Annotated in this window: 18 protein-coding genes; 13 read left to right on the top strand and 5 right to left on the bottom strand. The window is 46.2% G+C overall.

Annotation, left to right across the window (positions count from 1 at the left end):
* Positions 1 to 112: 112 nt before the first annotated feature.
* A complete protein-coding gene (locus R7O03_RS02380) occupies positions 113 to 1,198 on the top strand; it encodes a porin (protein WP_318131405.1) in 1,086 nt (361 codons plus the stop codon).
* 69 nt (positions 1,199 to 1,267) lie between these two features.
* Here R7O03_RS02380 and R7O03_RS02375 read toward each other — a convergent pair whose 3' ends face one another.
* The 4 genes from R7O03_RS02375 to hisD form a co-directional block, all read right to left on the bottom strand.
* On the bottom strand, positions 1,268 to 1,981 hold the full coding sequence (locus R7O03_RS02375) for an alpha/beta fold hydrolase (RefSeq protein ID WP_213871300.1): 714 nt from the start codon (positions 1,979 to 1,981) through the stop codon (positions 1,268 to 1,270).
* Position 1,982: 1 nt separating this feature from the next.
* Positions 1,983 to 2,987, bottom strand: a complete 1,005-nt coding sequence (locus tag R7O03_RS02370) for a cupin (RefSeq protein ID WP_005374765.1) — start codon at positions 2,985 to 2,987, stop codon at positions 1,983 to 1,985.
* Between the two features lie 83 nt (positions 2,988 to 3,070).
* Entirely contained in the window at positions 3,071 to 3,805 is a 735-nt protein-coding gene (locus tag R7O03_RS02365) for an SDR family NAD(P)-dependent oxidoreductase (protein WP_025768659.1), read from the bottom strand.
* A 1-nt stretch (position 3,806) separates the two neighbouring features.
* On the bottom strand, positions 3,807 to 5,099 hold the full coding sequence (hisD, locus tag R7O03_RS02360; protein ID WP_315957342.1) for a histidinol dehydrogenase: 1,293 nt from the start codon (positions 5,097 to 5,099) through the stop codon (positions 3,807 to 3,809).
* 289 nt (positions 5,100 to 5,388) lie between these two features.
* On the opposite strand from hisD, the gene R7O03_RS02355 reads away from it, so the two are divergent.
* From R7O03_RS02355 to R7O03_RS02300, 12 genes are all read left to right on the top strand, one after another.
* Positions 5,389 to 6,138 (top strand): HpcH/HpaI aldolase family protein, encoded by a 750-nt coding sequence (locus tag R7O03_RS02355; RefSeq protein WP_213903395.1) that lies wholly within the window; start codon positions 5,389 to 5,391, stop codon positions 6,136 to 6,138.
* Between the two features lie 150 nt (positions 6,139 to 6,288).
* Complete coding sequence (locus R7O03_RS02350; RefSeq protein WP_025768661.1) at positions 6,289 to 7,245, top strand: LacI family DNA-binding transcriptional regulator; 957 nt, start codon at positions 6,289 to 6,291, stop codon at positions 7,243 to 7,245.
* Positions 7,246 to 7,512: 267 nt separating this feature from the next.
* Entirely contained in the window at positions 7,513 to 8,508 is a 996-nt protein-coding gene (locus tag R7O03_RS02345; RefSeq protein ID WP_167415827.1) for a TRAP transporter substrate-binding protein, read from the top strand.
* Between the two features lie 58 nt (positions 8,509 to 8,566).
* Positions 8,567 to 9,130, top strand: a complete 564-nt coding sequence (locus R7O03_RS02340; protein WP_318131404.1) for a TRAP transporter small permease — start codon at positions 8,567 to 8,569, stop codon at positions 9,128 to 9,130.
* Complete coding sequence (locus R7O03_RS02335) at positions 9,127 to 10,407, top strand: TRAP transporter large permease (RefSeq protein ID WP_318131402.1); 1,281 nt, start codon at positions 9,127 to 9,129, stop codon at positions 10,405 to 10,407. Before R7O03_RS02340 ends, R7O03_RS02335 begins: the two co-directional genes overlap by 4 nt.
* 524 nt (positions 10,408 to 10,931) lie before the next feature.
* Positions 10,932 to 11,906, top strand: coding sequence for an ester cyclase (locus R7O03_RS02330; protein WP_256903072.1), 975 nt, complete (start codon positions 10,932 to 10,934; stop codon positions 11,904 to 11,906).
* A gap of 49 nt (positions 11,907 to 11,955) precedes the next feature.
* A complete protein-coding gene (locus R7O03_RS02325) occupies positions 11,956 to 12,951 on the top strand; it encodes an ester cyclase (protein ID WP_182016042.1) in 996 nt (331 codons plus the stop codon).
* Positions 12,944 to 14,677: a sodium:solute symporter family transporter gene (locus R7O03_RS02320; RefSeq protein WP_005374733.1), complete on the top strand. Its 1,734-nt coding sequence runs from the start codon at positions 12,944 to 12,946 to the stop codon at positions 14,675 to 14,677. The genes R7O03_RS02325 and R7O03_RS02320 overlap by 8 nt, the downstream gene beginning before the upstream one ends.
* A 217-nt stretch (positions 14,678 to 14,894) precedes the next feature.
* The gene (locus R7O03_RS02315) at positions 14,895 to 15,902 is read left to right on the top strand and encodes a LacI family DNA-binding transcriptional regulator (RefSeq protein ID WP_017820101.1); all 1,008 of its coding nucleotides are present in this window, start codon (positions 14,895 to 14,897) and stop codon (positions 15,900 to 15,902) included.
* A gap of 146 nt (positions 15,903 to 16,048) precedes the next feature.
* Entirely contained in the window at positions 16,049 to 16,693 is a 645-nt protein-coding gene (locus R7O03_RS02310; protein WP_047102429.1) for a recombinase family protein, read from the top strand.
* Positions 16,690 to 17,874, top strand: coding sequence for a multidrug effflux MFS transporter (locus tag R7O03_RS02305; RefSeq protein WP_017820099.1), 1,185 nt, complete (start codon positions 16,690 to 16,692; stop codon positions 17,872 to 17,874). Before R7O03_RS02310 ends, R7O03_RS02305 begins: the two co-directional genes overlap by 4 nt.
* Before the next feature lie 77 nt (positions 17,875 to 17,951).
* Complete coding sequence (locus tag R7O03_RS02300) at positions 17,952 to 18,596, top strand: START domain-containing protein (protein WP_017820098.1); 645 nt, start codon at positions 17,952 to 17,954, stop codon at positions 18,594 to 18,596.
* A gap of 81 nt (positions 18,597 to 18,677) precedes the next feature.
* Here the strand turns inward: R7O03_RS02300 and R7O03_RS02295 are convergent, their stop codons facing one another.
* Entirely contained in the window at positions 18,678 to 20,432 is a 1,755-nt protein-coding gene (locus R7O03_RS02295) for a hypothetical protein (RefSeq protein ID WP_017634495.1), read from the bottom strand.
* Positions 20,433 to 20,752 lie beyond the last annotated feature (320 nt).

Here is a 20,752-nt window from a genome sequence, read left to right as displayed (position 1 = left end):
CATGCTCCCAACTCGTGCCTCAAGGATGGGGCACAACCTCAAGATAGAACCCTTATTCAAAACGGGCATGAACGCACGGTGGCTTTCTGCGCCCTGAATAATGAGATTGATGATGAAAAAGTCGACCCTTTCTGCAGTGATTTTAGCAGCGCTTACTTCTAGCTCAGCCTTTGCTGCACACACTTTTGTTAATGACGCTGGCGACAGCCTAACCATCGATGGCCGTTTCGATCTTCGCTACCAAGACCGTGGCGGTGATGACAACGGCGAATGGAACAGCGGCAGCTCACGTTTCGGTTTGAAAGGCCAAATGGGTCTGGATAACGGCTGGACTGGTTTCGGTCACGCGGAATGGGGCTACAACTCTGGCGCGAACGGCGACAACATTTACGACCGCTTGCTATACGCAGGTGTTGATCACGAAAAATACGGCAAGATTGCTGCGGGTACTAAACAGTGGTCTACCTTCTACGACGTAGCATGGTACACCGATTTAGGTCGTGTATTCGGTACTCGTGGCTCAGGTGTTTACAACCTAGCTGACTGGGGTATCGCATCCGGTGCTGGTCGTGCGGAAAACTCAATTACGTACCGTAATTCAATTAATGAAAAAGTGAGCTACGGCTTTACTTACCAGACCACGCGTGAAGGTGTTGCTCTAGCAAGCAATGCGACAGCCTCACTGAAAAACGGCATGGGTGCTTCGATCACTTACAAACCCGTTGATGGCGTAACACTGGGTGCGGCTTACCATCAAAATGAAGTTGCGGATCTAGACGCAAGCGTGGTTGGCGTAGAAAACGGCGACAACATGCGCATCATGCTATTGGGCGCAAACTACAGCAACGGTGGCTTCTACGCAGGTGCGACTTTCCACGTTGGCGAAAACTGGGAAGCAGTGAGCCAAGGCGGTACGGACGTAATGTTCGATACCCTAGGTGGCGAAATCTACACTTACTACCACTTCGACAACGGCTTGCGCCCAACGTTGAACTACAACTACATGGAGGATAGTGGTGACGAGACACAAGGTTACGAGCGTAACTTGCTGATCCCTGGTCTTGAATACCACTTCCAGAAGAACAAATTCCTAGTTTGGACTGAATACCAGTTCGACCTAGGTAAAGATCAGTACGATGGCAGCAAATTCGAAAACCGTGATGATCAATTCGCGGCAGGTATTCGCTACTACTTCTGATAATACTCATCGCTCACCACCTATACCCAAGTAACCTTAAGGTGGTGAGTGATGAAGTTCTTATCAACACTAAGCAAAGTTATCTTGAAGCCAAGTAGCCATCACTTCACTAATAATTAAAGGCTGCTCAAGCGTAGATAGATGCCCACACTCAGGGATAACATGAAGTGTGACGTTTGGGATGCATCTCTCCATGAGCAGATGATTGTCTAGCGGACAAAGCTTATCTTCTTTACCTGTTATCACCAACGTAGGAGCTTGAATGTCCGCCAATAAAGGTCGAGCATCCGGGCGAGTTGCTAACGCTTTAGCATGTGCTTCAAATGCCTCCAAACCTACATTAACCGCCATGCCTTCGATACGCTCAGTTAACGCTTTGTCTTGCAAACGGCTTGGATGAATCAGCACAGGCATCAGAGTGTCAGCCGTAATGCGTTCAAACTCACCACTTAACGCACGGCTAACCAGTGCATCACGCTTTTGTGTCACCTCTGGCTTTTCATCTGCTGCATTGGTATCCATGAGGATCAAGCCTTTGACTCTGTTTGGCGCTTGACGGTACACCTCAAAGGCAAGAATCCCACCCATTGATAAGCCACCCAAGACAAACTCCTGCGGTGCGTCTTGCAACACTCTCTGCGCCAGCTGTTCCATTGACGGCAATGAAGCCAGCGTCGGGCATGAAGGCTCAACCCAACTTGGCAACGCTCGGTTGATATCCTCAAACAATGTGCCATCACAAAGTAGTCCGGGTAGCCAAACTAACGAGGTGGGTTGCGTCATTTTATTCTCCTGCAAGCGGCTTTGGTTGATCAGAGCCAAGAATGCAATACGTCAAACTATTACCCCGCAAGTTCGTCAGTGAATAAGACGCACCTTCTGGAACATTCAGCACATCACCGCGCGTTAAAACAACACTCGCTTGTTCGCCTTGATGCGTGAGGACCACTTCAGTATCGCCATCAAAGTTGATAAGCACTTGTTTTTCTTCTCGGCAGTGTTGAGGAATCGAGCCACCTTCAGAAAGCTCATAAGCCATGATGCTCACTTCATCTTCACTCTTTACTTGGAAGTCATAACTCGCCAAAGGATGACCCGTTAAGGCGTATTGTTTCACGTTGCTTCCGCCGAAATCGCCTTTGATTTCACGATAATCTTTTTGCAGAGCGACAAATGGCATCATCTCTTCTGCGGTGTAGGTATCGAAGGTCGCGAGCTCTTCTTCGGTAAGCAGCGGCATCAATTCTGATTCTTGTGGCACCGGGTCGCCATTAATGGTGTCCACGAGTGTGCCATCGGCTTTGAGGTATAAACCATAACCTTGACTGTCTTTAATAACGTTTGGATGCCAAATAACGCCGCCACCTGAATCGTCGCCGCCAAGTACCGAGAACATAAAGCCGTAATCGCGGCCAACCACTTCAAATCCACGGAAGAGATTGGTTGGAATCGAGATGACGTCACCGTGAGACAACACCGCCTCATGCTCTCCATCGTTCCCCCAATAAAAACGGAACTGACCTTTGAACACCAAGAAAAGCTCAGCGGTGCGATGAGAGTGCAACGAATTTTTGATGCCCGGCGGTTGGCCTGCGGCACCAATGTTAAAGCCCGCCGTATCGCGAATATGAACATGCTGACGACTGCTTTCTGCCACCCCAGCACCGATAATGCAGAAGTTATCTTTCAGATCACTGCCTGGCGTGCGCGCATCAATAAACGCACTCGTACCCGGAATCAGTTCCATGTAGCGGACCAGATTATTATTCATTTTAGATTGTAGAGTCATTGTAAATCCTTGTTGTCCTTGTTTGGACCTAGCCTTTGAATTGTTAGTTACAAACCTAAAGTTAGTTACAAACCGAAAGTGTGTTACAGACCTAAAGGTCGCCCACCATCAACCGCGATGGTATTGCCTGTCGAGAAGGTCAGAAGATCTGCCGCGGCGTACACGGCTTGAGCGACTTCTTCATCATTGGCTAAACGCTTAAGCGGTGTGGATTGTTCTTGTTGATTACGCCATGCGTCATCCAAGCCTTTGACAAACTCAGTGTCGACAAGCCCTGGAGCAACAGCCAGAACTCGAACCTCGGGAGACAGAGCGCGAGCTAAAGAACGGGTCATGTTCTCCGCGGCAGATTTACTTGCACAGTAAGCAATGTTGCTCCCCATCGCAGTCTGTGCCGCGATAGAAGTAATGTTCACCACACAACCATTGGCTTGCTTAAGCCAAGGCTCAAACGCTCGAACCATGGCAAAAGGCGCACGGACGTTCACTTGGAAAATTTGGTCAAACAGCTGGTCATCTAAACTTTGCAAATCAGAGTGCGCGACGAATTTCGTCATCCCCGCACAGTTGACCAACAGATCCAGCTTGTCGCTTATTTCACTGACTTGATGTTTAAGCTGTTCAATCGCACTAGAATCTGCCACGTTCAATTTGAATGCTAGATGCTCGTTACGTGGCAGCGAGGAAAGCACATCCTCGGCCGCTTTCTGATTACTGTTGTAAGTCAGAATTACGCGATATCCCGATTCAGCTAGCTTGCGACAAATGGCGGCACCCAGTCCGCCACTGCCGCCTGTGACTAAGGCAAGTTTCGACATATTACGCCTCTTCTACTTTGCCTTTGTAACGGCGCACACGAATATCCGCTTGCTCTTTGTGGCCAGCAAAACCTTCGAGTGCACACAAGCGAGAGCAGTACTCACCGACTTTTAAGGATGCCGCTTCCGTTACACGCTGGTAAGTACAGGTCTTGATAAATTTACCTACCCAAAGACCACCGGTGTATCGCGCCGCTTTCTTCGTTGGCAGTGTATGGTTGGTACCAATACATTTATCGCCGTAAGAAACGTTGGTTTCACGACCTAGGAACAAGGCACCGTAGTTGGTCATGTTATCTAGGAAGTATTTAGGATCTTCGGTCATAACTTGAACGTGTTCAGACGCAATATCGTCTGCCACTTCCACCATTTCTTCGTAGCTATCGCATACGATCACTTGTCCGTAATCTGCCCACGCTTTACCCGCAACTTCAGCCGTAGGGAGAATGGTTAACTGACGTTCAATCTCTTTGATGGTTTCTTGTGCAAATGTCTCACTGTTGGTCAACAAGACAGCTGGAGAGTTGTAACCGTGCTCAGCCTGACCAAGCAAGTCTGCCGCTGCCAATTCCGGGTCACAGCCTTTCTTATCAGCAATGACAAGAGTTTCCGTTGGCCCTGCAAACAAATCGATACCAACGCGACCAAACAACTGACGTTTTGCCTCTGCTACAAATGCGTTACCCGGCCCTACAATCATATCGACTGGCGCAATAGTCTCCGTGCCCAATGCCATAGCTCCTACCGCCTGAACACCACCGAAGCAGTAGATTTCATCCGCACCCGCCATTGCCATCGCAGCGACAATCGCGACATTCGGCTGGCCGTTAAATGGAGGCGCACAAGCAATAACACGTTTTACTCCCGCGACTTTCGCCGTCAGTACACTCATGTGAGCGGATGCAACCAATGGGTATTTACCGCCAGGGATGTAACAACCCACGCTGTTCACTGGAATATTCTTATGCCCCAGTACCACACCAGGCATGGTTTCTACTTCGACGTCTTTCATTGAGTCACGTTGAATTTGAGCAAAGTTTCGAACTTGTTGCTGAGCGAACTCGATATCATGACGAGTCGATTCATCAAGCGCATCCACACAGGCTTGGATTTGCTCTTCTGACAGGCGGAATTGCTCCGGCGACCAGTTATCAAACTTTTCAGACAACTCACGTACAGCGCTATCACCTTTCGATTCAATATCAGCAAGAATGCTTTCAACAATCTGACGCACTTTTGCGTCGTTTGATGCTGATGCTTCTTCAGTGATTCCGTTTTTTAAAATGCGTGCCATTGGTTTTCTCCTTGAACATTGAGGCTGACGAACGGTTATTTTTATGCTTTTGGATACGAATGCAAAATCAGATTAAACACTTAATTAACATTTGACAAGTTAAGTCAACAAACCACAAAAACAACCCTTAAGCCTTTGTATTAATTAATTTAAACAAATAAAAGCAAGTAATAAGGACCTTGATTGAGTTTAATTTTTAATCAAAAATGAGTTTTAGATCACATCATTTTTACTCATAATTTACATTTCTCCGTGTTAGTTTTTGCATACGTTTGCAAAGGAGATAATCATGAGCAATTTTAAACAACGTCTGACTAAAGAAACGCTATTAGGTACATTTGTTAAAACCCCTCACCCTCACATTATCGAGGTATTGGCACTGGCAGAGTTGCCTTTTGTGGTACTGGATGCAGAGCACGCACCTTTCGATCGTTCCTCGCTTGATCTGTGCATCATGGCGGCTAGAGCGAATGACCTCGCGTGCGTGGTACGAGTACAAGACAGCGCTCCTTCAACCATTTTGAACGCGCTTGACTGTGGCGCGGCGGGTGTACAAATTCCCCATGTTTGTACTGCTGAGCAAGCGACGCAACTGGCGAAAATCTGCCATTACGGAGAAGGTGGCCGAGGGTATGCTGGTTCCAGTCGAGCAGCGCAATACGCCACTAAGCCCATGGTTGAACACTTAAAAGACAGCCGTGCGAATACGATTGTCATTGCACAAATTGAAGACCCTCAAGGGGTCGAAAATGTTGAAGCGATTGCCAATGTTGAAGGTATTGATGCGCTCTTCATTGGCCAAGTTGATCTCACTGTCGCTTATGGTGCTGATAGCGTTCATGATGAGAACGTCGCACAAGCAAGTATGCGAGTAATCGAAGCGGCCAGAGCCGCCAATAAACCTGTTGGCATGTTTGTCGCGACGGCTCAACAAGCTCGGGAATGGCGTGAACTCGGCGTTAGCTTCTTTTGTGTTGGGTCTGAACACAAAATGATCATTGATGGCTTCAAACAAGAGAGAAATGTGATGAATTCTTGAGTTTTCTCTGATATTTACGCCTTATCAATGTAATGCTCTAGACACAGAAATCCCCTAGCCCATACACTCAGCACGTATGAGAAGGTTCAATGGCCTTAAATAAGGAGTATCACCATTAAAGCGAAAGTAACTTCGATCGACGTCGCGAAGATGCTCGGCGTCTCTCAATCGACGGTATCTAGAGCATTCAGCCCGACTGCGAGTATTAGCGAGAAGAAACGCAAAATGGTGATGGATGCCGCAGCTAAGCTCGGATACACACCGAATGCCATCGCCCGAGGTCTGATTTCGAATCGTTCAGGCTTAGTGGCGATTGCGTTAGATAGCGAATCAAACCCAATGTACGACATGCAATCTCGTGCTTTGGCTGTCGAAATTCAAAAGCGTGGCGGACAAGTTGTGCTTTGCCCTATCGACAAAGACGACCTCGATCTCGCCATTTCACGCGCCATTGAATACCAAGTGGACGGACTCGTTATCGCCACCAGCCGTTTAACCTCACGCGCGTTTGCCCAATGCGAAAAGTTTGGCGTTCACTTAAGCTTGATCAACCGCTACGCCGAAGGCATTAATGCCAACAGCTCTGGTATTGATAACCGCTTGGCGGGCCAACAAGCAGCCGAGTATTTAACGCAGAAAGGCGCAAAACAGTGTGCTTACATCAGTGGCGATGCTGGCTCCATGACCAGTGAAGAGCGTTGGCTGGGTTTCTCTTCAAAATTGCAAGAACTCGGCTCCCCGTCACCAACCTTTATCCAAGCCAAGTACAGCTTTGAAGCAGGCTTAGAAGCGGCGAAAGCGATCTTGTCGCACACTAGCAAACCCGATGCGATTTTCTGTGCAAACGACATCTTGGCAATGGGCGTTATGGATGGCTTGCGACAAGCCGGAGCAAAGATCCCCCAAGACTTCTCTGTGATGGGTGTAGATAACATTCCGATGTCTGCATGGCCGAGCTATGATTTGACCACCATTGCTCAACCAGTCGACAAAATTGTTAAACGAGCGGTTGAAGACTTGATGAATCGAATCAACGGCAACCTGGATGCAACTGGCGAATACCTTTTCGAGCAAGGCACCTTGATCGAACGTAGTAGCACCATTTAATAAATCCATTTTTATTCATTCTTCATAAACAAAATGCCTTGCTTTCGAGTAAGGCATTTTCTGTGATCACGATTAAATTTTCACCAATCGTTATTTAATTCCTCATCAATTCATCAATCTTGTTATTGACTTGTTACTTTAATGTTTTATTTTGGATTCGTATGCAAAATGGATATGAATTGCTCAACTAATTTATAAAAACATAAAAAGTTGTGTGACTTGCCGACGAATGCCAATCGCAGGTCATACTAGAAACAAGGAAGAACGATGAAGAAAGCAATCCTTACTTCACTTACCGCACTGGGGCTTGCATTTAGCAGTATGAATACGTTTGCAACCAGTGTTATTCGTCTTGCTCATGACAGTCAAGAAACCTCTCCCGTACACAAAGCAATGCTCTATTTCGAACAAGAAGTGGAAGCTCGCTCAAACGGTGAGATAGAAGTTGAAATCTATCCGGCAAGACAACTAGGCGATGTGCGTGAGACGACTGAACTCGTACAGCAAGGCAACTTACAAATGACGTTTGGTGCGTCAGTTTTACTCTCTCCCTACGTCCCAGAGTTTAACGTGCTCGACGTGTTCTACCTTTTTGATAGCGAAGAGCAAGCACACAAAGCGCTCGACAGTGAGAAGATCGGACAACCATTGTTGAATGCTATGGAATCAAAAGGCTTTCATGGACTTGGCTTTATGGAGGTCGGCTTTCGTAGCGTGACCAACAACAAACAGCCAATTGATAGTATTGAGGACCTGAAAGGGCTAAAGATTCGCTCGGCATCTAACCCCACTCAAATAAGCGCGTGGAAATCTATTGGTACTGCGCCAACACCTCTGTCTTGGGGAGAAATTTTTACCTCGCTCCAACAAGGTCTGATTAACGCTCAAGAAAGCGGCATCTATTCAATTTATGCCGAACGCTTTTATGAAGCGCAGAAATACCTCTCTTTGACTAACCACATTTACACTAACTACGTGCTGTTCATGAACAAATCGTTTTGGGATTCACTGCCTGCAGAGCAACAGGCGCTGATCAGTGAAGTAAGCAAAGAAACCATCGCAAAACAGCGTGAGCTCGCCGCGCAACAAAACCAAGAAGTAATCAAAGAGCTCGAAGCAAAAGGCATGACGGTTAACATCGTCCCAGACGAGGTACGCAGCATCATGAAAGAGAAAATGAATGCGGCCGTGTACCAGGACTTGCGCAGTAAAACGGGTAAAGACTTGTTTGACAACGTGATTGCCGAGATAGAACGCCTATAACTCCCACTCTTTTGCACGATCTGGCAACAGGTCGTGCTTTCTCGTTTTGGAGGTGAACATGAAGTGGTTTCGCTTACTAGACAAATACCTAGAACCTACCCTTATCGTTATCGCGATCTCGACGATGACAACTTTACTGTGCTTGCAAATCGCACTACGCCTGTTCGATGCAACGATCGCGTGGGCTGAAGAGCTGGCACGTTATTTATTCGTATGGGCGATGTACCTGAGCATCAGCTATTGTATCCGAAATGATCGACACATCCGCATTCGTGTGTTCATCGATAAACTTCCGGGCAATTGGACGCAATTCAGTTTGATTGTTTCTGATCTTATCTACCTTGCCTTTAGTGCCACTGTCGCCTGGTTTGGATTTAAGGTGATCAATCGCAGCCTACAACTCGGTCAGATTGCACCCGCAATGGAAATTCCTATTGCGTGTTTGTATGCCTCTGTTTTAGTTTGCGCACTATTAAGCTGCGCGCGCCTAGTGACAAGCATTTATCAACGTGTGAGCGCGTGCTCCACCAGCAATGAACGAGTTCGCTTTTCTCGCCAACGCTATCGCCATATCAAAGCAAAGTATCGTACTTCTAACCGACTATTGGAGTTTAACGCATGACATCTGCACTTTTGTTTGGCAGCTTTGGTCTGCTTCTGCTCATTGGCGTTCCGGTCGGTATTGCTCTGGCGGCAGCCAGTATGGTCGCGATACTCAGTCTGCCGTTTCTTAACATCGAGTTTTTAGTCCAAGGAATGGTAACAGGGCTCGACTCTTTCCCTCTCCTCGCCGTCGTTCTATTTACCTTGGCAGGTAACCTTATGAGCCAAGGAGGGATCTCAAAACGATTATTACACGTGGCGGAGGTCTTCTTTGGCCACTTTACTGGTGGGCTTGGCATCGTCGCCATTGTGGCGTGCATGTTCTTCGCTTCCATCTCTGGTACGGGGTCTGCCACTGTTGCCGCTATCGGCCTGACGATGATTCCATCTATGGTGAAGAAAGGATACGACCGCAGCTTTGCCGGTGCCTTGATAGCCTCTTCCGGCGGAATTGGGGTCATTATTCCACCCTCTGTGGTGATGATCGTCTACGCGATCACAGCTGAAGTCTCGGTAACTAAGATGTTCATGGCGGGCATCATTCCTGGCTTGGTCGTCGGTATGGTATTGATCGGCTATTGTCTAATTGTCTCAAAAATGCGGAGCTACACAGGTAACGAGCGCAAAGCGACCTGGGCAGAGCGTCTTGATGCGCTAAAAGAAGCCACTTGGGCAATGCTACTACCCGTGATCATTCTCGGCGGTATCTATTCCGGTATCTTCACACCTACCGAATCAGCCGCCATTGGTGTGCTCTATGGCTTATTCTTTGGCATGTTTGTTTATAAAGAACTCAAACCAGCGCAAGTGGTGAAAATCATTCTAGAGTCGTCACTGTTAGTTGGCGCTGTGCTCGTCATTGTGGGTGCGTCCGTGACGTTTGGCCGCATATTGACCCTAGAACGTCTACCGACCGAGATTGCTCAGTTCATTCTATCGATTACCGAAAACAAACTTCTGATACTGCTTTGCATCAATGTTCTGTTGTTGCTTGTTGGTACCTTTATGGAAACGCTGGCGGCCATTGTTATTCTCACGCCAATTCTGCTACCCATAACGTCAGCACTCGGCATGGACCCCGTTCATTTTGGTATCGTGATGATCGTGAACTTGGCCATTGGCTTTGTTACGCCTCCTCTGGGAGCCAACCTGTTTATGGCAAGTCAGGTAGGCAAAGTACCGATAGAGTCGCTCTCTAAAGCCATCATGGGTTGGATTGGTGCAATGATAGTGGCGTTGATGTTGATTACCTTCATCCCTGCCATCTCGCTATCGTTACCTGCGCTTTTATCCTGATCGTTGCACTCATAGAGCGCTTATGACTGTTATAGCCACTAGATAAACACCTTTCTAGTGGCTTATTCGTTATCTACTTCCGATTTAATAAAAAAGACTTAAAGCATTCGTATGCAAAAGGAAAATTTGAAAGATATAAGGATAATTGACACCAAAATAGCTGAATATTAGCGATAAAGTCTATTTGGGTGCCTTGATCTGCATGATTATCAGTTTTGGCTTAATCATTTGTTTCCATTCAAACAGATCAAAATAAATTAAGCGATTAAAAAACAATAAGATATTAGGAAATTCATACAAAAAACTTTGACCTCCTTTCTTATTAACACGTCTCGATAAGAGATAGCTTCCATCTCGCCTGTACTTTTTTAGTTTGTTTTCTGCTCAATTGTTAAAAACCTGATCATCAGCACGATATTTAAACAATCGAAAAACAATCCGTTGACAAAATGGCAACATGATATATTTTGAATACGTAATCAAAACATAATTCAAACATAATTATTCAATTACGGAGGTGATTTATGGCCATGGTTGGCTTCGATGAAAAGTGGCGTGATTTTCCCGACTACATTCTTGGTATCACAAAAGAGATTTGGGAAGACCGAGGTTTAAACACCTTAGAACACTACTACTCTCCCGACATTGTTGTGCGTACTCCACTCTCTATCGTTCAAGGAAACGAAGGGGTGATCAGTGCAACAATGGCGACACTGGCCGAGTTTCCCGATCGCACGCTATATGGCGAAGACGTCATTTGGTCAGGCACCCCGGAACAAGGCATGCTTTCTTCTCATCGAATCATCTCTACTGCAACACACAGTGGCAACGGCTTCTACGGGCAAGCCTCGAACCGCAAACTTCGTTTCCGTATTATCGCAGATTGCCACGCTATCAATAACCAAATCAATGACGAATGGTTGGTTCGCGATCAAGCCGATATCGCGAAACAACTGGGTATGACGTCAGAAGAGTTTGCACGCCAACAAATCGAATTTGAAGGTGGCGTGGAATCAAGCCCATTTCCGTTCACACCTGAAATCGACATTCCTGGACCTTATTTGGGCGTAGGCAACGACAACGAATATGGTCAGCGATACGAAGCAATTCTCAGAAGCCTTATGAATGCCGAGTTCTCTATAGTACCGAAAGAGTACGACCGCGCTTGTATCGGCGAATACACTGGCGGTCAAACTGCCCTATCACACTCGGAAGTCGATCATTTTTGGATGGCACTTCGTGCGTCTTTCCCAAATGCTCAATTTACCGTTCACCATCGTATTGGCCGAGATGACGACATGATGTCACCACGCGCTGCAATTCGATGGTCTTTGCACGGTAAGCATGAGGGATATGGGATGTTTGGTAAGCCTTCAGGAAAAGAGGTTTACATCATGGGGATCAGCCACGCTGAGTTTGGCCCTTGGGGTCTTCGTCGCGAATTCACTTTGTTTGACGAGGCCGCAATCTGGAAGCAAATCCTGCTTCAGCAAGGCTAACGGCTGACTAAACACTATTTATTAAAATCACAGACAGTAAGGAAGCAACATGTCACTCAACATCATCGAACAGTTCTACCAGAACTACTTCAAAGCCGCAGACATCGAGCAAAAACAGGCCGCTCTGCAAACTTTGAACCCTGACGTAAAATGGTGCGTGGCGCACCCTGTGAACGATCTTAATGGCCCAGATGCAACCCACGAATCTTTCCTCTCACCACTTGTTAATGCTTTGCCTGACGCCGAGCGCCGACCAATAATTGTGATGCACGGCGAATACGAAGGTCGCACTTGGTACAACTCTACCGGCTATTTTATCGGTACATTTGAACAACCACTGTTTAGCATCCCAGCAACAGGGAAAACACTCTACTTGCGTTACACCGAAATGGTGTGTGTGGAGAACGACCAAATCACCGAATCTTACATGATCCCAGACTTCATCGACGCGATGAATCAAGCAGGCTGCAACCCTCTTCGTAAAAGCTTAGGTCACGATGGCTTGGTCCCTTCTCCTGCGACTTCTAATGGTATCCAACATTCTGTTGTGTCTTTGGAAGAAAGTGAAAAGAGCGCCCAGCTGGTTGAAGATATGCTGTCTTGCTTGGGTCGTTTTGATGGTCAAGATCTTTTCTCGATGGATCTTGAAAACTACTGGCACAATGACTTCATGTGGTACGGCCCTGCTGGTATTGGTACTACGCGCGGTATCAAAGGTTTCCGTAACCACCATCAAGCGCCATTTGTGTTTGCCTTCCCTGACCGAAGTGTCGATATTGAGGTCAATTTTTTGGCCAAAAATGACTACGTATCCACAGGTGGTTGGCCACATATGCATGGTACTCACACTGGTCACAGTGGCTGGCTCGGTCTTGCCCCAACCGGAAAACACATCGAACTTCGCGTTATGGACATTTGGCGACGCGAAGGCGATTTACTGAAGGAAAACTGGGTGGCGATCGACATCGTTCATATCCTGCTGCAACTTGGCTATGACGTGTTTGCACAAATGAAAGAACAGTTAGAAGGACCTAATTATGCATGAGTTTGGCGCACTTAACTGGAGCATCCTTGGTGGATACATAGCCCTAACGCTAGTATTGGGTGCGGTGATTGGTAAGCGAGTAACTTCAGCTAGCCAATTCGCTTTGGGTGATAAGAGCATCCCTTGGTGGGCGATCGGTATTTCTGTCGTTTGTACTTACGTGAGTGCCATGTCGTTCCTTGGCGGGCCAGCTTGGTCTTACAAAGAAGGCCTGTCGGTTATCGCGATTCACCTCAATTATCCGCTGGTGATCTTCTTCATCGTGGCTGTGTTTATGCCGTTTTTCTACAACAACGGTTTAACCTCTATCTACGAGTATCAAGAACGACGCTTCGGTAAGGCTTCACGACTGACTTTGTCGTTTATCTTCCTTATCAAACAAGCATTGAGCTCGGCAGCCGTACTCTATGCGACAGCAATGATTTTAGAGTTCATTACTGGTATCGACGTGATGTACTGCATCATGATCGTCACTGCAATTGCCCTTATCTACACCGTAATGGGCGGTATCGCGGCTGTCATTTGGACCGATGTGATTCAAGCAGTAATCTTATTTATTGGCGCATTCATCATCATTGAAGCCGTTTGGAATGGCATGCCTGCTCCAATGACGGAGGTCATGGCAGAACTCAAAGCGAAAGGAATGACCGATGCCCTACAGACAAGTTTTGACCTAAGCCAAGTAACGACGGTATGGGCTGGTGTTATCGCAATGACGATGTTCCACACCACCGTGTATGGCGGTAACCAGATGATGGTACAACGATGTATGGCCGCGAAAAACATGGGCGATGCGAAAAAGGCAATGCTGATGATGGGCTACGTGGCCTTCTTTATTTACTTTGTCTTTATCTTGCTTGGCGTCCTGTTCAACGCTTATTACGACGGTAAAGAGTTCGAAAACGGCAACACCATCATTCTTCATTATGCGAGTGAATATGGAATGCCAGGCTTGATGGGCATCATTGCCGCTGCGATTCTGGCGGCAAGTATGTCGAGTCTCGATTCCGCATTTAACTCAATGGCGACCGTTTCTGTGGCTGACTTTTACAAACGCTTCTACAAGCAAAACGAGTCGGAAGAGCATTACTTGAAGGTATCGCGTTTCTTCACGGTAGCGTGGGCGATTTTGGTCATCATTCCAGCGATCATGTTTGCCACCAGCACAGGCTCGGTACTGGAAGTGCTGAGTAAGGCAGGCTCTTACTTTGTCGGTGCAAGCTTCTGTATGTTTGTCCTTGGGTTCTACTCAAAACACATTACGGAAAAAGGCTTGTTGATTGGCGTTGCTGCTAGCTTCTTGGTGATTTGGTATGTAGCCGTTGCGACCGATATTGCGTGGCCTTGGTATTGCGTGATTGGCGTCCTTGTGAATGCCGTTGTCGCTTACATTGCTAGCCTTCTCCTGACGGGTAAACAAGATGAAATGCATCTTTACACAGTGAAAGGCCAGCAAGCGGAATATGCTCGTCTAAATAAACCAATCAAGGAAGATGGTTGGTATGTCGTTCCCGGCAAAATCGATGCTCCATGTTATGGCTTACTAGTGATGTTTGTATTCTCGATCGTGATGCTTTGGGGGATCAACGCGTTTACCGACAACGCTCCTATGCTGATTAACTTTATGCGTGGCTGCTCTATTCTTGTCGCTACCGCTTGCATCGGATACATGGGGTATTCACTCCTCTCCCCAAAACGTAAAGTTGCAGTCAAACAAGCAAATTAATGTTCTTTACGTAGATACTGTACGTCCAACAAACGGACAGTATCTACGCTCTAGATCTAGTGCTAGTTCAAAGCAAACCAAATGGGTTAACCCACATTTTGCTTTTTAACACTCCAAAACCATTATTCTACTTAGGATACCCCGTCAGAACATTTATGAATACGTACCTATTTATGCTAGTCTTATGACCTCAATTACTGGCAACTAAGTTTTATTCATGAAATCAATTAAACACGTAGTCACATCAAAAGATGTGGCAAAGATGGCAGGCGTCTCTCAATCTACTGTATCGCGCGTGTTTGTTCCGGGTAGCTCAGTATCCGAAAAGACCAAGCAAAAAGTCTTTGAAGCGGCTAAAGCCCTTAACTACCGCCCTAACGCCTTTGCACGTAGCCTGACCACAAACGAATCGAAATTGATAGGTTTGGTGTTTCCTGATGCGGATTACCCTATCCATATGAAAACACTGCAATTAATTTCCAGTGAGTTACAGAAAAAAGGTTATTCTGCCGTATTGATTCCATGGCAAGTGGATGAAGAAGAGGGCCACTCAATCCCAAATATCTTCCAGTATCGCGTCGATGGTGTCATTGCTGCTTCCGCAACCTTCAATAAGTCCCTTTATGAAGAATGTGAAGAGTTTAATATCCCAATTGTTCAATACGCACGAGTTGTTGAAGGTACTAGGAGTAGCTACGTTATCAGTGACAACTACGAAGCAGGCCAACAAGCTGCGCAACTTCTGCACAAAAGTGGCGTGAAGAACGCGGTTTATTTGACGGGAGAAGTGCCAACCTTTACGAATGACGAACGTCAAAGCGGCTTCTGCTCTGAATTTGAAGACCTAACCGGCAAGACGCCACGCATCATTGAAGCCAGCTATGACTACGCGAGCTCACTTGATAAAGTCCGTGCCATACTGGCAGACAAAAATCGGCCTGAAGCGGTGTTCTGTGCAACCGATAACCTTGCGATGGCGGTCATGGATATCGCCCGTATAGAATGCGGGTTGAGGATTCCTCAGGACTTACAAGTCATTGGTTTTGATAATATTCCTCAGACAGAATGGTTAAGCTATCAATTAACCACGTTCCGCCAGGATTTCCGTCGCCTCGCTCGCGAGTGCGTGAAGATCATTGTTGATCAAATTAATACGAAAAACGGCAGCCTAGTAAAAATGATGGTGCCAGTGAAGTTAATCGAGCGCCAGACAACAAAAGCTTAAATAGCTATAGCCAGCCATTCGGTTGGCTTTTTTATTTGCCTCTGACTCCCAAACGGCTCATTTAGTGTTGTAAGCATTAATGAACCCATGTATATTTATGAGCTATTACACTATATGAACCAAACAAAAAGAGGCTCATAATCCTTATGACCACGTATCTTTACACTCGTTATTCGCCAAAAAATCGAGCTTACCAAGAGCACCTTAATACTCTAAAAGCTTTTGCGCCCGAAGCTCAGCATTTTGAGGATAAGGTTCGTGGTTGCATGCCTCCAACCGAGAGAGAGGCATTCTTACGACTGCTCGATTCCGTCAGAGCTGGGGATACGATTGTGCTCTGGTGGCTGACCGCATTTGGTCGCGACTTTAGTCAAGCATTGAACACGATAAAAATGCTACTCGATAAAGGGGTAACATTGAAAACTGTATGTGAATCAATAACTTTTGAGCCAGGTTCTGTTCAGACTCAAACACTACTCACAGTGTTATCTGGATATGGGAAAGTGCAGACTGAACATCGCCTGTTTGCCGCAGAGCAAGGGCGACAGGCCATTAAAGAGCAGCCAGAATTATGGAAACAGAAGTTTCGCGGCCGCCCCGCAAACAAAACCAAACACCAACAGATCGCAACGTTACTGCTAGAAGGCTACACATTGCAAAACGTAGCAGAGCAATGCGAAGTCAGTCTATCGACTGTGAAGCGGGTCAAAGCAAAGCTAAATGAAGTGGATGACGAAGGCGGCTTAAGCTCACGACGCCAAAAAGGTTGTTTGAATGGAGACCAGTCATGAGTCGCCCAATCAACTTTCATACTATACTACTCGCCTGTCTTATTATTAGCGTTGGCCAGTTGAGCATGGGGCTAGTTATGCCCTCTTTGCCATGGATAGCAAAAGACTTTTCCATCTCCCTCGACCAAGCTCAACTGCTTGTGAGTATTTATTTGCTCGGCTTCGGCCCCTCTCAATTTATCTACGGGCCAGTGTCAGATGCTTTAGGACGAAAAAGAGTATTACTTACCGGTTTACTCATCGCGATGTCTGGTCTGCTGATAATTATTTTCTTCAGTGACACATTTACAGGGATGGTGATGGGGCGCTTTTTACAAGGGTTAGGTACAGGATGCTGCGCGGTACTCGCGAGGGCGTCGACTCGAGATAGATTTAGCGGGGATGAACTCCCAGTGGCAATGTCTTACATCGCCATGGCGGCTTCAATCACGCCACTTATTGCACCTGTGATTGGCGGCTTTATCAACTTCCACTTCGGTTGGAGTATGGTGTTTATTTCTCTGTTGGGCTATGTCTCGCTGGCTTGGGTAATCATCGCCTTTAAGTTCACAGAAACCATCACAAAACGTTCTGTCATTCCGTCACCCCGAAAAATGTTACTCCAATACAAGAGCTTACTTACGTCTCGTTACTTTATGAGTTTCGCCAGTATCAGTTGGTTAAACTTCAGCTTAATGATTACGACAGTCTCTGTGATGCCATTTATCATGCAAGATCAAATTGGCATGACCTCCGCTCAATACGCGATGTGGGCGCTCATTCCCGCTTTGGGTATGTTATGTGGTACCACGATTTGTAACCGAGTAAGGCCAATTATTGGCAATAAAAAAATGCTGCTCTGCACCCCATTTCTTCACCTCGCTGCCGCAATATGGTTATTTTTCTGTCCTGTTGAGCCTCTATTTCTGATGCTAGGACAGCTATTAATGATCTTGGGTAATGGTATTGCCCTACCTTGTGCACAAGCGATGGTAATGCAACCTTATAAAAAGCAAGCAGGTGCCGCAGCGGCAATGTCTGGTGGTGGACAAATGGTCGTCTCCTCATTGGTCAGCTTAACTCTGGTGCAGCTTGGATTGAGTCAAGCATGGCATCTAGCGATCGTTATCGTAATATTTGCATCGCTTACCTTCACCAACATTCAACGTGGCTTCAGTGCAGAGCAACCTTCAGAACGATAACAAAAAACATACTATTGTCCTTATAGTTACGACAAATCGTATAAACTTAAATTTAGGAAAAGTTGGCGGATACTAACATGATGTTGCATTTAAGAATGGGCGCCTTAACACTCGCCACATTGATATCCGCTGGCACTGATGCGAGCGCCAACGAGAACTGGCAGTTCGAGAGTGACAAGAATGGAATCACAATTTACTCCCGAGAACATAGTGACGGTTTAGTTGAGATCCGTGCCCGGATGTTCACACCCACCAGCTATGGTGCATTTTTAACGCTACTGGAAGACAGTGACAATATCCCGAACTGGATTGACAATGCCAGTCATAGCCGGGTTTTAAATCAGATATCGGCCACCGAGAACATCGTTTACACCCAGTTTAAAGCACCATGGCCTGCCAAAAATCGGGATATGGTCACCTACTCAAAGTACTGGGTCGATGAGCTGGGATTCACCATAGAAATCAAAAGCGCACCTGACTCATATCTTGCTGAACAAAATGGTTATGTTCGAATTCGCTCGGTTGATGCGACTTGGGAGTTACAAAAACTCACAAACGATACAACACTCGTGGAATACAAGGCGTTTGCTGACCCCGGAGGTCTATTGCCAAACTGGCTGATCAACAAACTCTCAAAAGAAAGTGCATGGGCGACATTTAGTAATTTAAGAAAAGAGTTACCTGAATATCAGCAATACTCTCATCCTCAAATAGATGAGTAAGCGTCGCTCTTCCCACTCGCTTTTTAATACGGTACATAATAACAAAAGGCGGCTTCAAGCCGCCTTTTTCTACGCAATGTGTTACTGCTGTGCAACCGTTACAGGTTTAGTTGCACCGCGGTAATCAAACTCAAAACCAATACCTTGGTCTGTCACGTCCATCGTCATACCACCAACAAGCTCGCCTTGTAAGCTTTTGACAACATCATCCGGAACCGGCTCCCCAGTGATTGACGACGCACTCTCTAACACTTCCAAAATACGTTCTGAATCAAAATCAAAGCTGAACAAGCCATTTGGAGAAAGTGATTGCGCCATCACTTCTTTGCTTGCTTCCGCAGCACTATCACCACTGTAAAGAGTGAAATGGTTTTCGTTTAGACGAGCAAACACGTCCACCTTCATGCCAGTATGCATTTCTAATAGGTCACTGACATTAACAGGTTGGTTATCCGGTTGAATTTGCAATTGAGCAAGTTCAGGAACGAACATTTGCGCAGTTTGAATAAGCATCATTGGATCATTGGCAGAAAGAGACAACATACCATCTAGCTGGCTAAATACTTCACCATGCTGAGCATTAGTATCTACTTTGATATCAAACATTTGCAGGCTTAACCCTTTAAGGCCATTAACCATGCCTGACCCCATGCTTACAGCGGCTGCTGGATTCTGGCCGCCCATCTCTTGCTGCATTTGTGTCAATAAAGAGCATTGATATTGAGGCTGGGTCAAGTCAGCCCAAATCTGACCAATCGATGGCGCTAGAGTATTAATGTCTAAACCAAGCGCCATACTAAAGAAACTCTTATCACTTTTAGACTCAGCCAATACACCACGAATCGACTTGAGCGCATCTAGAATCACTTTATTGTTGGACTCAACAACAAAAGAACCTTTAATGAACGCCTGATCGCCTTTCATCTTGTATTCTGCAAACGCGACGGACTGAGGCCAGTTTTCTGCAACTTGAGTAAGCTCAGTATGGCAGGCTGGTGAACGCATTTCCTCAATCGTTGGTTCAGGATCTATTGCATCCAACGTGCTGATTTGACGAGCAAACATATTGCCATCTTTCGTCGTCAAACCTTTAATCACTTCGCGATGATCAAAGTAACCAAAAGAGTTGTTGTTTTCACCGTATTTGGCTTGCAACGCCTCAAGGCGTCCACTGTCAGCAATATTTTGACTTGGTGCTTCAAGCCCTAATGCCATTTTAATCGGGTTTTGAACGCCCAGTTGCGGAACATCAACCGTTAACGTAAGCACGTTATCAACCACGGCTACAACCAAGCCAATACCGTCCTGCGGGTCAATTGAATCAGTCATCTCGTAACGACGATACTCGACTTCACCAAGCTTAACCAACTCATGCTTAGCGCCGCTCATCTGCTCTTCATGATCCAGTGTTTTCCATAACGCGGCAGGGTCTTCAATATCCACTTTGTACACCGGTACCATACCAATTGTGTACAACACAGGATTAATGTTTTCCCCGGTGCCCAAATAAGCTTTTAATGTTTCTGGCGACGCAGCACTCTCTAGGTATCCATCGAATAAGTTAACTGCAAACTGCTGTTGTGGAGACAGTGGTTCATCGGCAAAAAGTTCTGCAATCGAGCCTTGATTCGCCGTACCGAATGCGTTCATGTATTTATAATGGTTAAAAGGTTCTGTCTGATACGTCACCATAAGTGAATCTGCAGGAACTTGCGTTAACAGTGAGCCTGCATCACTCGCGGTAGTATTGTTTTGGTACAGGTAGCCAGCGCCCCCTGCTGCTGCGACCACTGCTGTAGCCAATAGTAGTTTTTTCACGACCAACTCCGTTGTCATAGTTATGTGTTCCTAAACGAAATGTAACGCTTAGGTTTAAAGCCAATGAATAGTGCTTTATATCAACCGCTATCATAAACAAGTTATCGATGTAATGAATGTCGGTTTGATAAATTATCCAACATTTATAAGGCAAACCGTGAAGTAAGTTGAATTGCGTGCGGATGCTATTGGCAATATTCACAATCCAATTTCTCGGATAACCGCCTTAAAAATCATAATATTCAGTTAAATGAAGCGATTTGGAGTAATTACGACCAAAATCAGCAGAATATTAAATCTTTATTGAGTCTTTTATCTAATATCTGAAAACGCCTCAC

The organism is Vibrio sp. Vb2960, from assembly GCF_033337665.1.
GTDB classification, from domain to species: domain Bacteria; phylum Pseudomonadota; class Gammaproteobacteria; order Enterobacterales; family Vibrionaceae; genus Vibrio; species Vibrio alginolyticus.
The sequence above is the reverse complement of the archived record's forward strand: the minus strand, read 5'-3'. Positions and strand labels throughout refer to the sequence as shown.